At 44.4% G+C, this 15,933-nt stretch carries 23 protein-coding genes; 15 read left to right on the top strand and 8 right to left on the bottom strand.

The genetic code is table 11. From position 1 onward, the window contains the following. The first annotated feature begins 1 nt into the window (after position 1). The 8 genes from JQN59_RS26350 to JQN59_RS26385 all read left to right on the top strand — a co-directional run bounded on the left by JQN59_RS26350 (position 2) and on the right by JQN59_RS26385 (position 4,541). Positions 2–769, top strand: coding sequence for a hypothetical protein (locus JQN59_RS26350; protein ID WP_204528279.1), 768 nt, complete (start codon positions 2–4; stop codon positions 767–769). Between the two features lie 4 nt (positions 770–773). Then, the gene (locus JQN59_RS26355; RefSeq protein WP_204528280.1) at positions 774–1,433 is read left to right on the top strand and encodes a hypothetical protein; all 660 of its coding nucleotides are present in this window, start codon (positions 774–776) and stop codon (positions 1,431–1,433) included. Between the two features lie 8 nt (positions 1,434–1,441). Continuing rightward, positions 1,442–1,927, top strand: coding sequence for a lytic transglycosylase domain-containing protein (locus JQN59_RS26360; protein WP_204528281.1), 486 nt, complete (start codon positions 1,442–1,444; stop codon positions 1,925–1,927). A gap of 17 nt (positions 1,928–1,944) precedes the next feature. Further along, on the top strand, positions 1,945–2,919 hold the full coding sequence (locus JQN59_RS26365; RefSeq protein ID WP_204528282.1) for a hypothetical protein: 975 nt from the start codon (positions 1,945–1,947) through the stop codon (positions 2,917–2,919). Between the two features lie 102 nt (positions 2,920–3,021). Then, a complete protein-coding gene (locus tag JQN59_RS26370) occupies positions 3,022–3,327 on the top strand; it encodes a hypothetical protein (RefSeq protein WP_204528283.1) in 306 nt (101 codons plus the stop codon). Between the two features lie 19 nt (positions 3,328–3,346). Beyond that, on the top strand, positions 3,347–3,697 hold the full coding sequence (locus JQN59_RS26375; protein WP_204528284.1) for a hypothetical protein: 351 nt from the start codon (positions 3,347–3,349) through the stop codon (positions 3,695–3,697). A gap of 13 nt (positions 3,698–3,710) precedes the next feature. Beyond that, positions 3,711–4,112 carry a hypothetical protein gene (locus JQN59_RS26380; RefSeq protein ID WP_204528285.1) on the top strand — a complete coding sequence of 134 codons (402 nt, stop codon included), beginning with the start codon at positions 3,711–3,713 and terminating at the stop codon, positions 4,110–4,112. A 165-nt stretch (positions 4,113–4,277) separates the two neighbouring features. Further along, positions 4,278–4,541, top strand: a complete 264-nt coding sequence (locus tag JQN59_RS26385; protein ID WP_204528286.1) for a hypothetical protein — start codon at positions 4,278–4,280, stop codon at positions 4,539–4,541. A gap of 49 nt (positions 4,542–4,590) precedes the next feature. On the opposite strand, the gene JQN59_RS26390 is transcribed toward JQN59_RS26385, so the two are convergent. The 5 genes from JQN59_RS26390 to JQN59_RS26410 all read right to left on the bottom strand — a co-directional run bounded on the left by JQN59_RS26390 (position 4,591) and on the right by JQN59_RS26410 (position 10,502). Continuing rightward, complete coding sequence (locus JQN59_RS26390) at positions 4,591–4,845, bottom strand: hypothetical protein (RefSeq protein WP_204528287.1); 255 nt, start codon at positions 4,843–4,845, stop codon at positions 4,591–4,593. Between the two features lie 80 nt (positions 4,846–4,925). After that, on the bottom strand, positions 4,926–6,806 hold the full coding sequence (locus JQN59_RS26395) for a phosphoadenosine phosphosulfate reductase domain-containing protein (protein WP_204528288.1): 1,881 nt from the start codon (positions 6,804–6,806) through the stop codon (positions 4,926–4,928). A 45-nt stretch (positions 6,807–6,851) separates the two neighbouring features. Next, on the bottom strand, positions 6,852–7,937 hold the full coding sequence (locus JQN59_RS26400; protein WP_204528289.1) for a DGQHR domain-containing protein: 1,086 nt from the start codon (positions 7,935–7,937) through the stop codon (positions 6,852–6,854). Positions 7,938–7,992: 55 nt separating this feature from the next. Further along, positions 7,993–8,442 (bottom strand): hypothetical protein, encoded by a 450-nt coding sequence (locus tag JQN59_RS26405; protein WP_204528290.1) that lies wholly within the window; start codon positions 8,440–8,442, stop codon positions 7,993–7,995. 410 nt (positions 8,443–8,852) lie between these two features. Continuing rightward, complete coding sequence (locus JQN59_RS26410; protein ID WP_204528291.1) at positions 8,853–10,502, bottom strand: hypothetical protein; 1,650 nt, start codon at positions 10,500–10,502, stop codon at positions 8,853–8,855. A 78-nt stretch (positions 10,503–10,580) separates the two neighbouring features. Here JQN59_RS26410 and JQN59_RS26415 point away from each other — a divergent pair, with 78 nt between their 5' ends. The 7 genes from JQN59_RS26415 (at position 10,581) to nadS (ending at position 14,265) form a co-directional block, all read left to right on the top strand. Next, entirely contained in the window at positions 10,581–10,799 is a 219-nt protein-coding gene (locus JQN59_RS26415) for a hypothetical protein (protein WP_204528292.1), read from the top strand. A 56-nt stretch (positions 10,800–10,855) separates the two neighbouring features. Next, positions 10,856–11,068 (top strand): hypothetical protein, encoded by a 213-nt coding sequence (locus JQN59_RS26420; protein ID WP_204528293.1) that lies wholly within the window; start codon positions 10,856–10,858, stop codon positions 11,066–11,068. Positions 11,069–11,090: 22 nt separating this feature from the next. Beyond that, entirely contained in the window at positions 11,091–11,363 is a 273-nt protein-coding gene (locus JQN59_RS26425; protein ID WP_015062202.1) for a hypothetical protein, read from the top strand. Between the two features lie 444 nt (positions 11,364–11,807). Then, positions 11,808–12,587, top strand: a complete 780-nt coding sequence (locus tag JQN59_RS26430) for a tyrosine-type recombinase/integrase (RefSeq protein WP_239484242.1) — start codon at positions 11,808–11,810, stop codon at positions 12,585–12,587. Positions 12,588–12,770: 183 nt separating this feature from the next. Continuing rightward, positions 12,771–13,040, top strand: coding sequence for a hypothetical protein (locus tag JQN59_RS26435; protein WP_204528312.1), 270 nt, complete (start codon positions 12,771–12,773; stop codon positions 13,038–13,040). Positions 13,041–13,645: 605 nt separating this feature from the next. After that, complete coding sequence (locus JQN59_RS26440; protein ID WP_015062286.1) at positions 13,646–13,975, top strand: type II toxin-antitoxin system RelE/ParE family toxin; 330 nt, start codon at positions 13,646–13,648, stop codon at positions 13,973–13,975. Next, complete coding sequence (gene nadS / locus JQN59_RS26445; protein ID WP_320338568.1) at positions 13,972–14,265, top strand: NadS family protein; 294 nt, start codon at positions 13,972–13,974, stop codon at positions 14,263–14,265. The genes JQN59_RS26440 and nadS overlap by 4 nt, the downstream gene beginning before the upstream one ends. Before the next feature lie 69 nt (positions 14,266–14,334). Here nadS and JQN59_RS26450 read toward each other — a convergent pair whose 3' ends face one another. The 3 genes from JQN59_RS26450 to JQN59_RS26460 all read right to left on the bottom strand — a co-directional run bounded on the left by JQN59_RS26450 (position 14,335) and on the right by JQN59_RS26460 (position 15,931). Then, on the bottom strand, positions 14,335–14,586 hold the full coding sequence (locus tag JQN59_RS26450) for a helix-turn-helix domain-containing protein (RefSeq protein WP_204528294.1): 252 nt from the start codon (positions 14,584–14,586) through the stop codon (positions 14,335–14,337). Position 14,587: 1 nt separating this feature from the next. After that, positions 14,588–14,779, bottom strand: coding sequence for a hypothetical protein (locus JQN59_RS26455; RefSeq protein ID WP_115490214.1), 192 nt, complete (start codon positions 14,777–14,779; stop codon positions 14,588–14,590). Positions 14,780–15,301: 522 nt separating this feature from the next. After that, on the bottom strand, positions 15,302–15,931 hold the full coding sequence (locus tag JQN59_RS26460; RefSeq protein ID WP_204528295.1) for a hypothetical protein: 630 nt from the start codon (positions 15,929–15,931) through the stop codon (positions 15,302–15,304). Positions 15,932–15,933 lie beyond the last annotated feature (2 nt).

The raw sequence follows: 15,933 nt of genomic DNA on the forward strand, positions 1-15,933 counted from the left end.
AATGGCCAAACATAAACCATTTAAACAAGTACATATCATTCTTCAGGGGAAAGGTGGCTGCGGAAAGTCATTAGTGGGCACCATATTGGCTCAGTACTTCAAGCTTCATAAAGGACGAAACATAGAAGCATTTGATCTTGACCAGGTAAATACGACTTTAAGCCAGTATAAAAACCTTGACGTTAAGCATATACGTATTACTGAAAAAGATAACATAAATGAAATTAACCAACGATTGCTTGATGGATTCATACAAGCAATCATTGAAAGTGATGCCGAAACAATCATCGTTGACACAGGATCAAATACCTTTCTCAATTTACTGGATTATCTTATTCAAAATCAGATTTTTGACCTCTTTTATTCATTTCAGATTACTCCTGTTATACATACCGTAATAGTTGGTTCCGGCGATTATAATGACACCCTGCATGGTGCAAAAACTATCATTGAAAATCTTAGCGTTCCCGTAGTTGTCTGGGTTAATGAATATTATGGTGAAGTAATCGAACGCTTGCAGTCTTCTGAGATAAACAGTGACAAATATACGCATGCAAATACAATTGCTGCATTCATGCTACTCCCCAAACTGAATACAAAACTTCAGGGCAAGGATCTTGAAATTTTCATTACAAATCGACTGACAATCCCTGAGATTGAAACATGTAAAGACCTGAGCCTTGTTGCAAAAATTCGTGTAAGAAAAATCTTTGCGGATTACTTCAATGACCTGGATAAAATCGGAATACTGAATAACAACGAGGAATAAAACTATGTCAGCACTTTTCGAGAACTATGATGATTTTTGCGAAGAGGTTTATCGCCTTTTTAAATACGATTTACGTGGAGGGGAAAATGAATATCGTGTAATCGGATACATGATATTCGTAGCCGTATCGAAGGCTTACGAGGAGCAGGTGGACAAACTTTCCCATATAACAGAAAGTATGGAAAAGACCATTGTACAGCATGAAGAAATCAGCTCCGGCACCCGTAAAGGGCTTATGTCTTCTGTTAAACTTCTTTCTGAAATACTTGATAAAAAATATCAAGAAATTAATGAACTCCGGACGCAAGTACATGAAGACCTGACAAAAAAAATTGAAGAGGAAATGTATGCCATGGCGGCACGTGCCCTTAAAGACGCCATGAGCAAAAATGGGTTAACTCTAAATCAGCAGCTCAGCTCTACCATTCAGGAACTAAACTCCGCATCGTTTGATGTGATTTCCAGTACAGACAGAATGACTAAAAGCATCAAAAAGTCTCTTGCCGCTTCAACACTACGACTATTTTGTCTTCCATTACTGGGGACGATTGCGGGAGTTGTATTAGTTCTTATTTTGCAAAGTGTAGGGGCTATATCTCTTCCTGTGCAGGTGAATCTGGATACAGATGCGTTTATCCAGCAAATCTTCTCACATTCAAGGTAGGAGGCCACATGTTTCGCTCAGTTATTTTTTTAGCGCTATCACTAAACAGTGGGCTTTCACATGCTTATTGCTTCAAGGAAGCAGGTAAGGCGATGCAAATTGATCCTCTTTTACTTCTTGCCATTTCCATACAAGAAAGCAGATTGAAATCTGAAGCAATAGGCGTAAACAGAAATAGCCAAAATCAGATTGTGAGCATGGATTATGGATTAATGCAGATCAACAGCAAAAATCTGGAGAAAATTTTTTCTAATTTTGGCATAAACCGCAGCATTCTGCTCAATCAGCCCTGTATTAACGTATATGCAGGTGCGTATATTCTTCGCGATAATTTTAATAAATGGGGAGAAAATTGGTGGTCAGTAGGTGCTTATAACGCGGGGGTTAAAAAATCATCAGTCCAACAGGCAAAACGTGAAAAGTATTCACATCAGGTGAAACGGATTTACATGAATCTGATTAGGTTGGACAAGGAAGGAAAAATTGACTGGTAATTCAGGAGAAACACCGCATGTTAAATGAATCTCATCTCAATGATGCTCAACAGGCCAATATGGCCGATTTGAACGCGAACCCAACTGTTAACCTGAGACCAGTAAAGTCACCTCACTTTCGTTATCAGGACGGTTTTACAGGTGATTTTTATGTTGAGCTTGTGTATGACGCTGACATCTATTTTCCTCCTGACTCTTCGGATATGACCGAGGCAGAGATAGCCGCTTGTGTCACCCAGTGGTTAAACTTGTTCAACTGGAATGTTTACCCGGAAGTTGTTTTGAAAGGAAGGTCTCGTCGCCCGGATATTGTCTCGGTGAAAGGTCCATGGGTGCAAGTAGTTGAAACCAAGAAGGCATTAGGACTACCGCTTCTCGAACAAGTCACCAGTTGGCAGACACACCGACAACCAGATCACTGTGGTATACCGCACCTGATTTATGCCGCAGTTAAACGCACCGGAGGACGCCGAAGCGATTTTGCTGTTTCATTGCTTAAGCAATATGGAATTGGTCTCATTGAAGTTAGCAAAATTACAGGTGGTCATTTCAACTCAAAGTTTACTGCCAGTTCACATTACCGTCTGAGAATTGAACATGAGCCGACGCTACAGCCAGGATCTCGCAGACTTGGCCATATCATCCGTGAACAACTCAGAGAGGACATGAAAGTAGCCACGGCCGGCACTACCGGAAATGGCGATTATATGACTGACTGGAAGCGGACCATGCTACGTGTGGAAACGTTGATGCAGGATGGAAAACAACGTACAACATCGGAGATTGTTTCATTCCTGGACGCGACAGGTGGACATCACTGGTGCTCAAGAGCGAGTGCTTTAAGTGGAGTAAATGCATCATTGACCAGACTTGGCTACGTGCAAAAACCCTATGCCCATGGGATACAACATGCCTGGTTATGGAATTCAGTCTTATGCCGAAGTGTGTTAAAAGGGGCTTTAAAAAAAAATCTGGAATTTAAACCCCTATAGATAACATTTACCGGAATGATCGCCTTTTACAGAATATTATACGATAAAGTGTAATTACCCTGAGTTACTATTTAATGAGAAAGAATTACTAAGGAATAAATTATGCCTTTAAATGTGAATGATCATAATGTTGGTTTATCCAGTTTATGGAATGAGCTAAGCGACTATCCCCGAATACGGTTACACAAAACCATCCATTTTGGTTATCCGCTTGTACATGTCCTGGATAACGAAGGGCGTGAACTTGCCCGCCGGATAAACTCAACCGGACACTGGGAATGGCGGGCAACTTCTCCGGAACGATGGGAATCTTTGCCTGGAGAAGAGCTCACTGAATATGTATTTCAGGGAGATGAAGAACTGGACTGTTTCAATCTGGACTTACTGGATGGCCCGGTTAACCCTTAATTGTAATCAGGGACCGTTTATGAATTCATTTCAGCTCATCAGTAAAGTTCTGAGCGTGGGAATAATCGTCAGCCTGACGGTGGTAGGCGTAAATATCTACCGTTCCTGGCAGGAAAGCGCCGCCAGTACGAGCGTTGCCACCTGCTCACTGCCAACGGGAAACTTTAAGATCATTCCCCGCGACGGACGCCTGAATGCCGTTAATGCGGAAACAGGTATGACGCTGGGCGTACCGGTACGCCATCCTGATGGCAAGGTCTTACTGGTGACTCACGAGGGCAAAGTACGGGATGTAACTGACTGCCTTGGTGAGAAGAAAGGGTGGTTTGCACCGCGCGGGCCTGACGCTACGGACATTCTTCATCAATAAAGGAACACCAGAAATGCAAAAGTTTGAGTTTTATATGGGAACATTTGTTACCGACACGGAAGAGCAGGATTTCAGTCTCGACTCGCAGACGCGGCTCGAACTGGCTGCCATGCTTCCGCATTACCCAGAACTGGAACACTGGACCCAGTTTGCATTCTTTGTAGCCTGGGGCGCGTACTCACAGGACATTTACGCCGTCAGCTGGGTGTACCGGCTGACCCGGCAGCGGGATGAAGGTTTTCTTGCATACTGTTATGTCAGCCAGCGCTGGCCAGACTTTGATTTTGGTGGCACAGGGCTGTATGACGAAGATATTCAGCAACTGGCTAACCTGCATCCATGGAGCCAGTCACCACTTCCTGCAGCCCCAGAATGGTTACCCCTTCGTTTTCGGCATGACTCCATTAAGAACTGATAAAACAATAAGGAGGTCGCATAAGCGGCCTTTTTTCATGCTTCCAGTTCAATTATTACTCCACTATCTGTGATATCCTCACGTTTAAACAAACGATATCAGAATTTTCATACATACTTATTGTTCGAAAACCATGAGTAAAATCTAGCCAAGGCCAGCTATAAAATGACCACAGAAAGCCAAAAAAGCCAGCTTAACGCAAATAATGAAACAAATAATGTTTCCGAGCCATTCAACTCAGATGAAGCAACTCACTTTGATGCAAACATTCTGAGCTCACAATCGATGCATGAGCTTTGGGCATCAATCACCGCGGGAATGCCGGATGAAGGTGAAGACAAGGCCACGACAAGCACCCCAAAAGGCCAGGAACTGGCAGACAAAATGGTCAGTTCAGATTACAAATCAAAATTACCAAAACCATTCTAAAACCAGGGTATTCAGGTAGCAAGGAGGTTTAACGCTCCTTGTCGTCTGATCACGCTGCGGTCCAAAAATCACTTCTGATAAATAACTTACCTTGTCGCGTTCGCGTATAATCACCCTCTCGCAAATCAGCGAGACTGGCGAAATTTTCTTTTTTTTCTGACTGTAAAACCTCTCCGCCATCAGGAAAACAAGCAAAAACCTGCTGAATCACGACGTAATTATCATTGCCATTATCAATGATTTTAAGAATAAATTTCTTATTCCCTTTTTTGTTTTTATTTATATTCTCGAATAACACTACCATAATAATTCTCTGCCTTTTGAATAGTTGCCAACCTACTTAGAATACTTAATTAAATACATTCGAAAAATATTTTCTGTGAGCTATACACACATAGCAGGAACGTCCCCAACACTCGGCTCTTTTTCCGTTATGCACAAATCTTTTCGCTTAATAATTGACTCCATGGTCTGCTGGCCAGAGAGTCCTAACTGGTAGTAGGTTTGGCCCCGTTGCATCATTCTGTCGTACATAGCCGCTTTACCTTTTGCAATCTGAATCACGCCAAACCGCAAATAGTACAGGGCAGCACTGCATGGTGTATAGCCATCAACCATTGTCCGGAGACGTGGGTACTCCTCATGAATGATGAAGGAAGCTGAGTCGGCATCGATAAGCATTTCATCATCCTGGCAGAAGGTGACTATCTTTTTCATTCCATCCGGAGTACTGATAGAACGGGCGGCTCGCGGGTCATCTCCACCGTCGAAATAGACCATTTCAGCCATCGGATCGACCAGACCCGTTGTAACCGAATCATCTCCCCAGCGCCCGACTTTCAACCAGTAAGGTTCGGGGATAGGAGTCCTTTCTACCGGATTCATTTCTGGCTCATCATCCAGTAAATCCAGCACACCATAGCTCCAGACCTTATGATAAATTTCGAGTGCCCTGTATGGCCTGGCATTGAAGTGATGAAAACTCCACATAAAGTCGATATGGATCAGAGCGGCTTCCGAAACCAGACGAAACTGAGGCTCTGCCATACGACGATTATGCGCATTATCTTCAACGGCCCCATCAATAATCCCCAAAAGCACTTCATCAGCTCGTAATTGCTCAGCAAAATCCACACTGCAGCAGATATGCAGTAAGCGCTCCAGAAATAATGGAGAGTAAACGTCAGGCTGAATCTTTATGTACCCACCACTGTAAATTGTCCGGCCTACCGGATGCCTGTCTTCCCAGGCATAACGACGCTTGGCCAGATAGCGCTGAATACGATTCAAGTACCGCATATAGCCATATTTTTCAGGATCGGAATTCAGCAGTGTTTCCATTGATTTATCCAATCCAACAGCCTGACATAACGAACAGCCAAAACGCGCACCACAGGCCTCATTCTGTCGCTTATCAGTAGCCGTCCAGACACATTCTCCGGTCGCGGCGCGGTACATCTCCGCCGTTTCGTTGTTATTCTCCAGATAACTCGGCAGCGGATACTGAGGACCTGTGCCACAGGAAAGCAGGAACTCCCAGACATCTGTCGCCAGCCAGTTTTTGACAGGATATAACTCGCCACCATCGCGTTTTTTCACAACGGTATCTGCACGTCCTTTCTTTTTGGCAATATTACCGGCGCGAGTACTGCTCTCAGCATCACGACTCCCCAGCATCAGGCAAACCCGCCCTTTCAGACGTTTCCCCTCGAGGAAAGCATTTTTAGCCCGCTGTGCGGCATTGATCTTTAGATCGTTGGAGCACTGGCGAACCGACGAGTTGGCGAAAGTTGGTAATCCGCGACCTGTCAGTATACGACCTGTCCAGCTCGATGTTATTCCGGGTTTTGCCAGTACGATTGTCAGGGGTAACTTTTCGTCATCTATAAATCTTTGCAGTGCAGCCAGTTTCTTTTGAGCCAGCCAGTGGACTTCGGGATTCTCGATGCCGGTGTCTGTATGCAGAATGAAATGATTGCGACTGGTAATTTCACCACTGCGAACAACCCGAACAAGTGCCATCAGAAATAAATGCAGGAGGCTTTCAGAATCCTTGCCACTTGAGTAACCCAGCATCATTGTCCAGCCACTGCTCATCGCCTGGTAGATAGCCTCTACTGATGAAGTGATAAGACCCGATAATGCAACATCCCGTCCCGCATCTGTCGCGTTCAGCACCGGGCTTGTACGTAAGGTTTCAAAAACAGAATCCCATTTATCGCCTTTCAGGATCATTTTTTCTGGTTGGAAACTGGTATTACTCATAGCGATTACTCTCCCGAATTACGGCGGGTGTCCGGCAGGAATGTGTCAGGCCTGCGTGTGTTCGACAAATGATCCGGATTTAATAGCTGATACAAGGCGAGTAGCTGCTTCGCGCTGTCCGCGAATATTTGCCATAATCTTCCCGGTTTCCTTGCTCACACAAAGTCCCTGCCACCGGCTGTAAAGAAAGAAATCATCCCGTTCCCGTCGATTGGTCTGGGCAGCCATACTCTTGAGTCTCTGGCATACCGATAAAACCGTCATAGTCTCCAGCAATTCCTGTACGGCAAAACCAAAAGCATTCACCATGACTGCAGTAAACGTCAGCCATTCCTGAACGTATTCACCGTACCCCGACACCATCGCATCAGATAACCCGGTAAATTCACACCATGCCTCCCAGATGGCTCTCAAATCGTCCTGCTGCTGTCCCCTGTCTGAATCATCACTAACCCGGATAAAACGTCCTGAAGCATCGCAGAATGCTTTAAATGATACCCAGTATGGTGTTTTGCCCGTGATGTTGGTGCGCTCAAAATCTGTAACCCGGAACAGCACATCATTTGACTCCACCATTTCTCTGACCATCTGGCTGAGAATGTTTGTGCGATCGTAAGCCAGATTGATGGCGGCATTTGGCTTAGAAGCATTACCGTTAATATCCGCGAAAAATTGCTGACGAACGGCGCAAGGAAGGTTTTCTGTCAACTCGACGGTAACTGTCTGGGTATCCAGATTGCACAGCAGCTCGCAGGTTTCCAGAATACCGACATTACGATGCTGCCCATCAAACAGATCAATTTTAGAACTCATTGGTATTGTAACCGTACCAAATCCCGGAAACTGGGGAGAGGGTTCAACAATAATCTCACCGTCAATATTCCCAATTAAAGGCGGGATGATGTAGTCTGATTTCGTGGAAAGGGCATTCACCAGGTAATCGGCAAATGCTGTAGCGCGTTTCTGATTAAGAACTCGCTGAGAACGTTCAAGCGTATGCTGTTGACGATTAACAGCCAGGACACGAAACAGTTCAGTAAAAGTAACACTGATAGTCAGTACTCTACGGCCACCCTGTTGCCCAATAAGACACGGATAGGTGAATTTATTCAACTGTTGATTATTATTCATTGCAGAATCCTTTTCTAAATATTTACCTGCCATCGCCAGACAGCAGGCATAGATGTTATTTAATGTATGACTGGCAAAAATTAAAAGCTTCTGTACTTAATTGCTCCCTGGCATAAGAAAGAAGACGATCGTACTTACCCTGCAATACAGTTAATTCAAACATTTCCTGTATATACTGATTTTTATTAATACCCAGCAATTCAGAATTAATTACAACAAAGAGAAATATCAAGGTAGATATAACTCCAAGCTCTCTTTCATTAACAATAACAACTTCAGAATCTGGAGAATAACGTAATGAATAGTAATCCTGTCGGGCGGGGAGGTAGAAACCAAGAAGAGGGTTAACTTCACAATAATCAAATGTTGTATTCCAGCGTGATACAACCATTTTATTAATTACAGAGAACAGAATCTGCGGGGCTAACACTGCGAATTTTCCATAAACCGTTACAGTAACGGCAGACATGGCAGCACGACCTGAATGAATAATTTCACTAGACATAAAGATACTCCATCCCGAATTACGGCGGGAGTCCGACCAAAGAATTATCTCTTTGAATAAATACATTTTAATATAATAATAAATAAATAACCAGGAATATTATTGACTTTTAGAAAAAAACCACCCCAATATTTAATACTCAATTCGTCAACTGCTAAATCGCGGGGTCCCACTTGTGGGTTCCGATTTAGTGGTTTACGACACACGAAATAATATTCTGCTAACAGGGGGTTGGATTCCACAGGGAGCCACCCCCCATGATAAGACGGCCTTTAATACCGCTGATGCTTGCGAATAGTATGGTAGAAATTTAAAACATTAACAGCTACTTATATACCGTATTTTGTATAAAGCTCCTTTTCAGGGGAGCTTATCCCAAGGTTACGCAAATTTTCGTATACGAAAATTTATCAGGCCGGTGAACGGGGACGGATTCCAGCAGTATGATTATCCACCGGAGTATGTTCCGTACCCTTCGCTCGCAAGTCGTTAAGCAATGAGGCCCCCATGTGAACAGTTTGGATCATTTTATCTTCAAACAAACACCAGGTATCTGGTGATTTCCCCGCTTCGACTTCCGCTGCGTATGAGGTGGCATCTTCCATCTTATAGAGTTCGATAACCTGATCTTTATTTTTCTCAAACCAGTTGAGATAGTCCTCTCCAGATATAACCACCGGCGTTGACTTTGATTCGCTTGCAAGGAACTTAATACGTTCATCAAACTCGCTGCTCCCTGGTTTCACTCCTTTAATTTGATTGAAGAAATGCAGGGAATTAGTCAGAATCAGACAACTCTTAGCATCAACCCCGGAAATTAGTGAAGTATAACGTTTTTCGTATTCCTCACTGATAACAGCATCACTGGCAGTGGCTAATCCATCCAGAATGACTGAAAAATTATCAGATGGTTTTTCATTCTGCTGATCAGATGTTTTGCGGGCTGCCGATTGTGAGGATTTGATCAAGGAAAGGCTGTTAAAAGCCTCATCATCAAGCACTACGTCACATCCTTTTAAATATCCTTTATCGTTGGTCAGTTTATAAATGGATACATCATAATCCAGATTAGCGCCTTTGAACTGTTGGTCAACGGTTTGATAATAAGATTCAGCTTGTTCTAAAGTGTAATAAACATTACCTTCATGTGATGATGAGTGTTCTAAATCGTCATTACCCCAGTACACAACAGGATAATTAAATTTACTCACTTCACTACGCACATTTTCTTCGGGCGGATTCTTTGCAAAATTATTATTAAGGAGTTTGATATTTATGATATCAATATCTACAGCAATTCTGCGGCAAGAGTCATTATTATCAGCTCTGAATTCCTTTTCATATTGCTTTTCTAATTCTTCAATTTTTTGGTTAAGCATATCAACCATACCCTGATTCAGATTATCATCAGGGATATGTAGTGTTTTATTTTCCCAGACACCACCAATAACAGCGTTCTTGGCTGAATCAAATATCCGGAACCGGGAGGGGGTAAGATAACCAACATCTCTTTCAAATTCATCTATCATAAACTCTTTGTTTTTTTCACGATTTTGCGCGTCAAACTCTTTTACTATTTTTAGCGCGTCGCTGATTGAATTTGCTCCCTCGCCAATTTCAAACTCCACAACGCCTTCGAATGTGCCATATAATGGTTGCATATCATCGACTGGCGTCGTTTCAGTACCCCTCACCACAACCCGATAGGCTTTATTTTCTCGCTCGAGTCGGATTCTGTTTATCTCTTTTTTTTCAACAGATTCCGCGATTACCTTTCCTGAAGTCAGTTTCACTCCACGACTGAAATCCTCAAAATTGAGTGTCCACCACCCCTCTCCTGGATCTGCTTGTTCGATCTTATTTGACAGTTCTCTGGCCATGTCATAGCAGAACTTGCTGTCAATGCCGCCTTTGTCATACAGGTCTGAAAACCTGACAACAGCATCACCGAGCCTGTTGTTAAGTTCTGCATTATCAATCAGATCGAGTTCAGATAATCGGCAAAGGGTATCAACCTCAGCCTCGATTTTCGCAATTTCAAGAGCGTTATCTATATTCATAAAAACCTCATTTTCGAATAATACGTATTAATCGTACACTTTTGATTATACATTTTTATATTTAGTCTGCAGTTTAAAATGCAGCTAAACATCACAAAAGGCAGTCAGGAAAATACAACCTTCGCCACAAAGCGTCTGATGACAAAAAATCATCGTAAAATTCCCATCAGAACACCTGTATACGATGCAATCTGTGTAATTTTGAAAAAACAAAAGGGAACATGGCAAAGCGCGTCTGAAGGCACTGTGGAAAATCACAGCTGGACAGAAGGTCCCGCTTGCTATATTACTGAATAAGGAACTCTGACAGGGTCAGACTTCCTCATATGCTAACTTCACAGGAGAACCCGAACATGGGCAAAGTTGTCAGATTAGTACCGAAAATCGCCGCCAGAAAGTCTGATCCCTGGTGTTCACCTCTCATTCTTGAGGACGGAACCAGAATTTCAGGTGGCGCTGCGCGTGAAAAACGTCTTAAAGCGGTCGGCGGGGTAGACCAGCTGTTGCGCGATACACTGGATAACGCCAGCCGTCTGGCCAGTGCGAAAACCAGAAAAGCTAACTAACCCATTGAATCAGGAGTAAAAAATGGGAATTTTTGACAATAACACCCTGAATGGCAATATTGCCAGGATTCAGGAAATGCACCAGGGTAAAGCCGGGGCAAAAATAATCAGTGATACCTTCAAAAAAGACGGTATGGCACTTGAGCCGCACCATGTTACAGCGTTGCTTGCTGCCGTCCCTGAACTGAAGAAAAAATCACTGAAAAAGAAAACGGCTAAAGCCGTGATCCGCAAGTGTGCCAGCAAAAAACCAACGAACACCACAGGAGGTGACTTTGTTCCTGAAGGGACCTGATGTGAGATTACCCGGCAGATATCCGCTCTGACAGGGATATCTGCACTTTTTCGTATACGAAAAAATGCTCTTTCCTTTGATCCGCACATCTGCGGATAAACTGGTATAGATCCGCACGCCCTCCCCTCCCCTCTTTTTTCGGTTAACACTACATATAGCGCCATACCCAGCTGCACGAACCACTATATATAGTAATTTCCTGCAAAGTGTCCATATCCGGTATCTGAAAATAAGGATCGCGCCTTGCGTTATAATACGAAATTCTTCGATAACTTACGCAAAAAGGATCGTGCGCCGGATATTTTTTTTCAATGCAGACGTCCGGTGAATGATGCACAATACTGTACAGAGACACAGTTATTTGTGTTCGGACCCCTGAAAAATTTTTCGTATACGAAAAATCAGGGCAGCGCGAATTTTAAAATCTGAGGATTTATCAGGGCAATGACTCAGCAGATTTCACGTAGCATACGGCAAAATTTTCGCGAACAGATGGTGATCGGGGACCAGAATCAGCCTGGAACCTTTCACCAGATCGACTGGCAGCGTGCCGTTGCACTCCGGCGTATGGCCATCGCGAAAACAAATGCACCGAAATATCTTCTCGCCCCGGAAGTGTCTGCCCTTCTGTGGTATCTCGATGACCTGCGCCAGCTGGCTTATTTCAGTACGTTATGGAATACCGGCGCCCGACCGAACGAAGCGCTGGCGCTGAGCAGGGACAGTTTTGAACTCAGTGAGATCCAGCCGTTCGTCAACCTGCGAACCCTGAAACAACGAAGCCGGGGTAAAGGGCGGCCACGGAAAGATGAAAAGGTGTTCAGGACAGTGCCGCTTTATGATGCGTCCTATGTCAGACTCATGCGCCAGGTATTTGCGAGTTTTCCGTCAGCCAAGTCCGATCCCATCTGGCCGGAATCGCATGACACCGTTTCGCGCTGGCTCAACCGCGCACTGGAAAGAGCGGCAGCCGACAACGTGGCGCTGTCACTCAGTGCAGTGACACCCAAAACGTTCCGGCACAGCTTTGCTGTCCACCTGCTGTATAACCACATCAGCGAACGGGAACTCCAGGAGTTTATGGGGCATACCCGCGCCGAAAGCACCCAGGTCTATACGCGAATTTTCACGCTCGATGCGTCAACCCGACAGCCTATCACGTTCAGTTTCGACGGTTACAGTGCAGCACAGGCACTCCGCCTCGATACCGACAGCAGCGAGTGACCGCAGATAACGGTACGATTTTTTCGTATACGAAAAATTCAGTCATGGACGGAATCAGTAAGCGAAGCGGCAAAATTCAGAAGAGCAGGGTATCGACGATTATCATTGATTCATACCTGGCTTAAGGGGTATAACGTATCCAGCCACAACAGTGGATATTGAAATAAAAAGAAGGCACATGTGATGAAAGTTAAAGAGCTGATTGAACAGCTTCAACAGCTGGACCCTGAAGCCGTTGTGGTGGTTGCCGGTTTTGAAACCCAGAGTACAGGCATAGTTGCCGGAGCAGACATTATCAGGGAATGCCTGACGACTTCCAGCCAAGAAGATACCATGCAGGGAAACCGCGTACTGACAAATGACGGGACGGCTTCGGTCTGGATTGGGTGGAGCAATGACTACCGGACGGAGTATTTTTCTCAGGCAATTGATGATCCCGACGAACTGGCATAACAGTGCGCGACCAGTAAAGGTCAGTTCTGAATTTTTCGTATACGAAAAAATCCTGACTGATGCTCAGTAAAACGAAGCGGTAAAAACAGGGAAGGGAGATTCTGAAAAAATTTCGTATACGAAAATTTTGTACACAGACACTAACCGAAGGCTCCCACGGATGGCCTGATGTAATCAGCATTCAGGAGAGGCTTTTTTCCTGATGCTTCACCTTTCGGTGCTTCTGGCAGAGCATTAAGTTTGCCGGAGGCGCGAACCAGTACCTTCAGGTTTAACGTTGTTATCAGTAGCCATAAATCATCTCAGTTCCTGTTCGCCATTGCAACATGACCACTCATGCCCAAACGCCGGAAACAGAGAGCCAGGACTTCACGGTTCATGATCTCTGTATAGAGAGGAATACGTGGTTGCTGGAAATACTCATCGGTGCCAGAAACCGCTCACCATCCCCGAAGTGACGATATTTCAGTAAGTTAGAGAAATTAAATTCGCCATTTTTTCGTATACGAAAAATTATGTATCACCTGCTGCCCTCATTGACTAACAATTGCATGTCTTACACAGTAAGAGTATAATTAGAACTATAACAGATAAGGTGACATGGAATGAAATTGCTCCACTTTATAGAGACCAGCGTATTTCAACGGAAAATTGAAACCCTGCTGAGTCATGACGAGTACCTGAATTTTCAGGAGCACCTGAGACAAAACCCGGAATCAGGGGCCACCATATCGGCTACAGGTGGTTGCCGTAAAGTCAGATGGGCTATTCAGGGAAAAGGAAAGAGCGGTGGTATCCGCGTGATTTACTATTATTTAAACCAGGAAGGGGAAATTTACCTGCTGCTGGTTTATCCTAAAAATGAAATGGAAAACCTGAGTGACGAACAGAAAGCTCAGCTCCGCAAAGTTATTTCCATGATCGAGGGGGAATGATGAAAGACGAACTCTTCAAAGAACTGATGGATAGCGCTGCTGAGGCAGTAGAAATCAGGAAAGGGCGTCGCACAGCTGCTCGTGTGACCACCTATGAAATCCCTGATGTGAAAGCTATCCGGGACACAACAGGACTGACTCAGCAACAGTTTGCACAGGCTGTCGGTGTTTCTCCCTCACTGGTTGAAGCATGGGAACAGCACCGGCGCATACCCAACGGCAGCAGCCTGAAACTGTTATGCGTTCTCCAGCAACATCCGTCGATGCTCAGAATGCTGCAGGCCGTCTGAAAACTTTTCGTATACGAAAAAAAACCCCGGCAACTGACCGGGGTGGTAAACCTGGGCGGGTTTAAAATATTATCCACATCGTGCCGGAACATCATGCAACGACGCATCGAGATACTGTAAAATTTGTTCTTTATCCAGCGTTGCGAACCGGCTTAATGACCACTTCAGTTCCATACTGATAATGGCCCGCTCCAGCATTACAGGAGGGCCTGACTCTTCATAACGCCTCCAGCTGCGTTCACCACATCCCATCGCCAGTGCGGCCTGAGCCTGAGTCCAGCCCTGACTCTTGCGCCAGAGCCTGAGATCAAATCCGGTCATATTAGTGAGCAAATAAAGCAGGGCTTAGGCTGTCTGAATGATAACTTTCCCATTCAGCATCATCCATTACTTCCCAGCCTTTCCATTCGCAGAATTCCATAAACGTTTTATTTTCAGTGCAGCGCCACTCCTGTGTACCCGGACGGCGTAAATACCAGCATTGTGCTTCGTTTTCACGTTCTGACAGAGCCATATCAGTTACCCTCCCACACTTGATAATTTTCGTTTGATGCGTATTATTCGTAATTATAGTAAACCAGTTGACGATCCATGTACACGCTTTGATTCAAAATTTATGATTAAATCGACGCGAACTATTTGCATATATTGCTCAGCTTGTATAATTTACTGGTGCCGGTCATCTCGCTTCATTAACCCTGGGGGGGTTTGTTATGAGTTGTTCCGGCATTTTTTACCAATTGAGTCTGTGAAATATCGCGGGCTCAGTATTATTTTCTTCCCTATATTCCGTTAAAGCAGAAAACCATGATGACGTCTTAATTTTATATTCAGACGGAAGAAGGGTTGACCGTAGCGATTTACAGCGCAGGTAAGATTTGATTTTTCGTATACGAAAAATTCAATAAGAGCAGGCAGACACACCGACGATTCCCACTCAGACATAAACCAGGAAACTCACCACTGGTGCATGCAAAAATTTCGTATACGAAAAAATACTGGAAGTGTGACCGGCCATTATGGCCGATCACTGGCATCACATACCGAAACTTTGAGATGATCGCGGAGAGTTTTGTGTATGATTTTGTTCAGGAGAGCTGGCCATGTCGGCGCTATCAGGGTGTGTCAGTGAGTGTGCTTCATCCTGGAACAGCATGTGGCTGGCATACAATCTGAGGGCAGGGGAATCCCAGAAGTCATCAGCATCGCGGCATTCAGGTGAATCATGAGAAGTCAGAAATTCGCAATACCGGCTTCGCAGCTTCTCCTCATCGAGTACATTTCTTTCCAGTAAATCGGCCAGATAAGGCACAAGCGTTTCCTTAAAAAACGAAACTGCCTCTGCATTCCTGAATTTTTCAACAACGATTTCATCTGAGCCATCAAGATAAAAATCAAACAACCGGTTATTGCTCAATGAGTCCATATAATCACAATGGATGTCATGAACAATAGCATCAGCTCTTTGAATATACTCAGGCGAAGGATTCAGTTCCTGTGGAAACTCAGGGAATTTATCCCTGGTATCATGCATTACATGCAGAAAGTTAATACGCAGATTCTCGACCGCACGTTGTTTTAAATCTTCTTCATTACATCCCACCGGCAGCTGTCTGAAATAACCAGCATCGAGTACAGGACGGAAAAAATCACTTGGTAATGCCATAG

The organism is Citrobacter sp. B72, assembly GCF_016894305.1.
Taxonomy (GTDB): Bacteria; Pseudomonadota; Gammaproteobacteria; order Enterobacterales; family Enterobacteriaceae; genus Citrobacter; species Citrobacter portucalensis.

What these genes read in the sequence shown, in the direction of transcription:
- JQN59_RS26350 (WP_204528279.1), top strand. Translation starts at nt 2, where the DNA reads ATGGCCAAACATAAACCATTTAAACAAGTACATATCATTCTTCAGGGG.
- JQN59_RS26355 (WP_204528280.1), top strand. Translation starts at nt 774, where the DNA reads ATGTCAGCACTTTTCGAGAACTATGATGATTTTTGCGAAGAGGTTTAT.
- JQN59_RS26360 (WP_204528281.1), top strand. Translation starts at nt 1,442, where the DNA reads ATGTTTCGCTCAGTTATTTTTTTAGCGCTATCACTAAACAGTGGGCTT.
- JQN59_RS26365 (WP_204528282.1), top strand. Translation starts at nt 1,945, where the DNA reads ATGTTAAATGAATCTCATCTCAATGATGCTCAACAGGCCAATATGGCC.
- JQN59_RS26370 (WP_204528283.1), top strand. Translation starts at nt 3,022, where the DNA reads ATGCCTTTAAATGTGAATGATCATAATGTTGGTTTATCCAGTTTATGG.
- JQN59_RS26375 (WP_204528284.1), top strand. Translation starts at nt 3,347, where the DNA reads ATGAATTCATTTCAGCTCATCAGTAAAGTTCTGAGCGTGGGAATAATC.
- JQN59_RS26380 (WP_204528285.1), top strand. Translation starts at nt 3,711, where the DNA reads ATGCAAAAGTTTGAGTTTTATATGGGAACATTTGTTACCGACACGGAA.
- JQN59_RS26385 (WP_204528286.1), top strand. Translation starts at nt 4,278, where the DNA reads ATGACCACAGAAAGCCAAAAAAGCCAGCTTAACGCAAATAATGAAACA.
- JQN59_RS26390 (WP_204528287.1), bottom strand. Translation starts at nt 4,845, where the DNA reads ATGGTAGTGTTATTCGAGAATATAAATAAAAACAAAAAAGGGAATAAG.
- JQN59_RS26395 (WP_204528288.1), bottom strand. Translation starts at nt 6,806, where the DNA reads ATGAGTAATACCAGTTTCCAACCAGAAAAAATGATCCTGAAAGGCGAT.
- JQN59_RS26400 (WP_204528289.1), bottom strand. Translation starts at nt 7,937, where the DNA reads ATGAATAATAATCAACAGTTGAATAAATTCACCTATCCGTGTCTTATT.
- JQN59_RS26405 (WP_204528290.1), bottom strand. Translation starts at nt 8,442, where the DNA reads ATGTCTAGTGAAATTATTCATTCAGGTCGTGCTGCCATGTCTGCCGTT.
- JQN59_RS26410 (WP_204528291.1), bottom strand. Translation starts at nt 10,502, where the DNA reads ATGAATATAGATAACGCTCTTGAAATTGCGAAAATCGAGGCTGAGGTT.
- JQN59_RS26415 (WP_204528292.1), top strand. Translation starts at nt 10,581, where the DNA reads ATGCAGCTAAACATCACAAAAGGCAGTCAGGAAAATACAACCTTCGCC.
- JQN59_RS26420 (WP_204528293.1), top strand. Translation starts at nt 10,856, where the DNA reads ATGGGCAAAGTTGTCAGATTAGTACCGAAAATCGCCGCCAGAAAGTCT.
- JQN59_RS26425 (WP_015062202.1), top strand. Translation starts at nt 11,091, where the DNA reads ATGGGAATTTTTGACAATAACACCCTGAATGGCAATATTGCCAGGATT.
- JQN59_RS26430 (WP_239484242.1), top strand. Translation starts at nt 11,808, where the DNA reads ATGACTCAGCAGATTTCACGTAGCATACGGCAAAATTTTCGCGAACAG.
- JQN59_RS26435 (WP_204528312.1), top strand. Translation starts at nt 12,771, where the DNA reads ATGAAAGTTAAAGAGCTGATTGAACAGCTTCAACAGCTGGACCCTGAA.
- JQN59_RS26440 (WP_015062286.1), top strand. Translation starts at nt 13,646, where the DNA reads ATGAAATTGCTCCACTTTATAGAGACCAGCGTATTTCAACGGAAAATT.
- nadS (WP_320338568.1), top strand. Translation starts at nt 13,972, where the DNA reads ATGATGAAAGACGAACTCTTCAAAGAACTGATGGATAGCGCTGCTGAG.
- JQN59_RS26450 (WP_204528294.1), bottom strand. Translation starts at nt 14,586, where the DNA reads ATGACCGGATTTGATCTCAGGCTCTGGCGCAAGAGTCAGGGCTGGACT.
- JQN59_RS26455 (WP_115490214.1), bottom strand. Translation starts at nt 14,779, where the DNA reads ATGGCTCTGTCAGAACGTGAAAACGAAGCACAATGCTGGTATTTACGC.
- JQN59_RS26460 (WP_204528295.1), bottom strand. Translation starts at nt 15,931, where the DNA reads ATGGCATTACCAAGTGATTTTTTCCGTCCTGTACTCGATGCTGGTTAT.